4 protein-coding genes are annotated in these 3,510 nt (G+C 35.4%); all 4 read left to right on the forward strand.

Going from position 1 to position 3,510, the window contains the following annotated elements; translation table 11 throughout:
• Positions 1 to 73 precede the first annotated feature (73 nt).
• Entirely contained in the window at positions 74 to 343 is a 270-nt protein-coding gene (locus tag ABDZ53_RS12910) for an iron chelate uptake ABC transporter family permease subunit (RefSeq protein ID WP_425541679.1), read from the forward strand.
• The gene (locus tag ABDZ53_RS06175; protein WP_343754759.1) at positions 340 to 1,101 is read left to right on the forward strand and encodes an iron ABC transporter ATP-binding protein; all 762 of its coding nucleotides are present in this window, start codon (positions 340 to 342) and stop codon (positions 1,099 to 1,101) included. The genes ABDZ53_RS12910 and ABDZ53_RS06175 overlap by 4 nt, the downstream gene beginning before the upstream one ends.
• Before the next feature lie 22 nt (positions 1,102 to 1,123).
• Entirely contained in the window at positions 1,124 to 2,071 is a 948-nt protein-coding gene (locus ABDZ53_RS06180) for a siderophore ABC transporter substrate-binding protein (protein WP_343754761.1), read from the forward strand.
• A gap of 198 nt (positions 2,072 to 2,269) precedes the next feature.
• The gene (locus ABDZ53_RS06185; RefSeq protein ID WP_343754763.1) at positions 2,270 to 3,409 is read left to right on the forward strand and encodes a baeRF6 domain-containing protein; all 1,140 of its coding nucleotides are present in this window, start codon (positions 2,270 to 2,272) and stop codon (positions 3,407 to 3,409) included.
• Positions 3,410 to 3,510 lie beyond the last annotated feature (101 nt).

Below are 3,510 nucleotides of genomic sequence, written 5' to 3' on the forward strand. Positions count from 1 at the left end.
ATTATTTATAAGAAGTTTCAATAACCGCAAGGGTTAAACCTGGATATTCAACTGCAAAACTTGAGTTATAAGTATATTAATTGCTGTTTCAACAGCTCTCATTGGTCCAGTATCATTTTTAGGATTCATAGGATCCAACTTGGCCTATCGAACTCTGAATGATTACAGACATAGTGTTTTATTTATAGGGGGGAGCTTAATCTCTCACTTGTTCATTATCATTGGCCAGGTGTTGGTAGAGCATGTATTTAGATTACAAACAACTTTAGGTGTCATTATTCAGTTTGTGGGAGGAATCTACTTCCTGGTTATTCTATTAAAAGAAAGGAATAGATCATTATGATGAATATTGAAAATGTAACGAAACAATACGGTGAACACGTTGTTGTTAACAATGTGACACTTCCTATTGAAAAAGGGAAGATGACCACATGTATTGGACCGAATGGAGCAGGGAAAAGCACATTATTAGAAATGGTCAGCCGATTGATTCCACAAGATACAGGCCATATTTATATAGACGGGGGAGAGGTTAAAAGCTGGAAAAAAGGGGATTTGGCTAAACGTTTATCTGTTTTAAAACAGACGAATCATATGAACATCCGATTAACCGTCCGAGAATTGGTTTCTTTTGGCCGTTTTCCTTATACGAAAGGACGGTTGAATGATCATTGTCATTCAGTCATTAATGAATCTTTAAGTTATTTAGGATTATCAGATATTCAAAACCGTTACATAGACACGTTGTCAGGAGGTCAATTACAACGAACGTTAATTGCGATGGTTCTTTGTCAAGATACGGACTACATTTTATTAGATGAGCCTTTAAATAATTTAGATATGAATTTTGGTGTTCAAATGATGAAAACATTAAGAAGGTTGGTTGACGAATTAGGTAAAGCCGTCATTACTATTGTACATGATATCAATTTTGCAGCGGCTTACTCGGATAATATCATTGCTATGAAAGATGGAAAGATATTCGCAACGGGTACAGTAGATGAAGTGGTCTCTAAAGAAGTACTGGACGAACTGTATGAGATGGATGTTCAAATTATGGAAAATGATGGAATTAAATATTGTTTATACTATAGAAACTGATTTTATACTAGGAGAACTGATGATGAAAAAAATAGTAACTCGATTCATATTGACCTTTATGGTTGGTTTATTAGCTGCTTGCAGAAGTCTCGAGGCAGGAAGTATAGAGAATGATGTAACTGAAGATCAGACCGTTACAATAGAAGATTCGGCTGGTAATAGTGTGGAAGTCCCACTGAATCCTCAAAAAGTTGCTGTCTACGATAACGGTCAATTGGATAACTTAAAAAGTTTAGGAGTGGGGGATAGAGTGATATTAACGGCATCCCCTAATATGCCAGCACACTTGAGTGAATTCGAAGAAGTGGATACAGCAGGTAGCTTCTTTGAAATCGACTTAGAAGTGACGAATGCCATGGAGCCTGATTTGATTATTGTAGCTGGTCGTTCTAGTTCAGCTTACGAGGACTTAGCGGCCATTGCTCCTACTATAGATTTAAGCATGGACTCTCAGGCGTATTTGGACTCTATAAAAGGCAACTTAGAGACATTAGGTACAATATTTCAATTAGAGACTAAAGCAGAAGAGATAGTGGAAGAATTAGAAAGTGACTTGAATCATTTGGTGACTGAAGCACAAGCGCCAGAGAAAGAAGCCTTGATGCTTATGTTCAATGAAGGATCATTATCCGCTTATGGCCCAGGCTCCCGATTCGGTTTGATTTACGATGCTTTCGGGTTTACCTCGGTCGATGAAGATATAGACGTGTCAAATCACGGAATGGAAGTTTCCTATGAGTATGTGTTGGCTCAAAATCCTGATGTGCTGTTTCTATTGGACCGCACAGCTGCCATTGGGGGAGAAGTGACGAGTAAAGACTTCGAGCAAAATGCTATTATTCAAGAAACGCAGTCGTATAAAGATAGAACAATCTTTTATCTTACACCCTCTGCGTGGTATTTATCTGAGGGCGGGGCTGAAGCCTTCCAAATTATGATGAATGAAGTCAATGAAGCTTTAAAGAACTAAACAATGGAGGAAATAAATAGTGTTATCTATTCATTTATTTCCTCTTTTCATTTATAATCGTAAATTCCTACTGATTGAATCCATCATTCCATTAGCATATCTTTAGACTTTTCCCTTTCTATTAGCTATCATGTAATTATAGTACTCTTTATTCACACAAAGTGTGAGTGAAGAAATAATGAATGGAAGGTGAAGCATATGCAAGAACTGTTTACGTTTCCTACAGATGAACTGTTACAAGAATACGAGGTAGTAGTCTCAATATCTTTAAATTCAGAAACAAATAATATTGAATTTGAGGCTAATCAAATTAAGTTTCAAAATTTGTTAAAAGAAGCAAAAGAAAAATTATGTGAAACATATGATGAAAAATATTGTAATTCTCTACTTGAGAAAGTCCAGGGCTTAATCGATCATACTGACTTTTGGAGAACCATGTCTCAAAGTGCTGTATTTTATATCACACCTGATCAGGTATTCTATTACAGATTAAGCATTCCCATTCATACGGGAACAGTAGTGTCTACACAACCATACGTATTGCCGTTAATAGCTAACTTCCAGTACGTCAGTTATTATCATTTACTAGCTTTAAGTCATGATAAATTTAGCATTTATAATGGAAGAAGAAATAAGATTCAAAAAATTGAGTTGCCTGATGATGCACCGGACACATTAACTAAAGCTCTAGGTGATGAGTTAACTGGTGGCGAGTTAAACGTTGCCTCTTATAATGGAGGTCTAATAGGTGGAGGTCAAGGAGTATTCCACGGTCATAATGAGAAAAGCAGTGAAAAAGAAATTGACCAGGAAAATTATTTCCGTATAGTCGATAATTATGTATATGAGCATTTTTCTAAACCAACCCAATTACCTTTAGTCCTATTTTCCTTGACTAAAAATATTGCTGATTTTGATAAATTATCTAAAAATGAGTATTTAGATAAAGATACGCGCATTGAAGCTTCACCTTCCCAATTATCTTTTAATGATATTCAAGATCAAACAAGTAAAGTAGTCGATGATATAATCAATAGACGTTACGACAAATTGGTCGAAAAATTTAATGAAACAACACCTAAATATAAACTTGAAGCACAATATCACGATTTAGCTATGGCAAGTATTCAAGGGAAGATAGATACCTTGTTATTAGAAGATGATTATCAAGTATTTGGTACAATTGATGAAAATGGACAGTATCATGAAGGACCAGAAAAAAATCAATATGTTAATCAGTTAGTACACAATGTACTCAAAACAAATGGGAATGTTTATGTGCTAGATAAAGCGAGCATGCCATCAGATACAGGTATTGCGGCTACATTGCGATTCTAAGATTAAAAGAAAGACTGGGTTTTTCCGAGGGTGCTGAAAAAGAAACCCTTTTTAAGGGCTATAAATGGGTAAAATAAATAATCAGTGATTATCTGGTAAAT

The organism is Alkalibacterium iburiense (assembly GCF_039521845.1).
In the GTDB taxonomy this organism is placed as follows: domain Bacteria; phylum Bacillota; class Bacilli; order Lactobacillales; family Carnobacteriaceae_A; genus Alkalibacterium; species Alkalibacterium iburiense.

What these genes read in the sequence shown, in the direction of transcription:
- ABDZ53_RS06175 (WP_343754759.1), top strand. Translation starts at nt 340, where the DNA reads ATGATGAATATTGAAAATGTAACGAAACAATACGGTGAACACGTTGTT.
- ABDZ53_RS06180 (WP_343754761.1), top strand. Translation starts at nt 1,124, where the DNA reads ATGAAAAAAATAGTAACTCGATTCATATTGACCTTTATGGTTGGTTTA.
- ABDZ53_RS06185 (WP_343754763.1), top strand. Translation starts at nt 2,270, where the DNA reads ATGCAAGAACTGTTTACGTTTCCTACAGATGAACTGTTACAAGAATAC.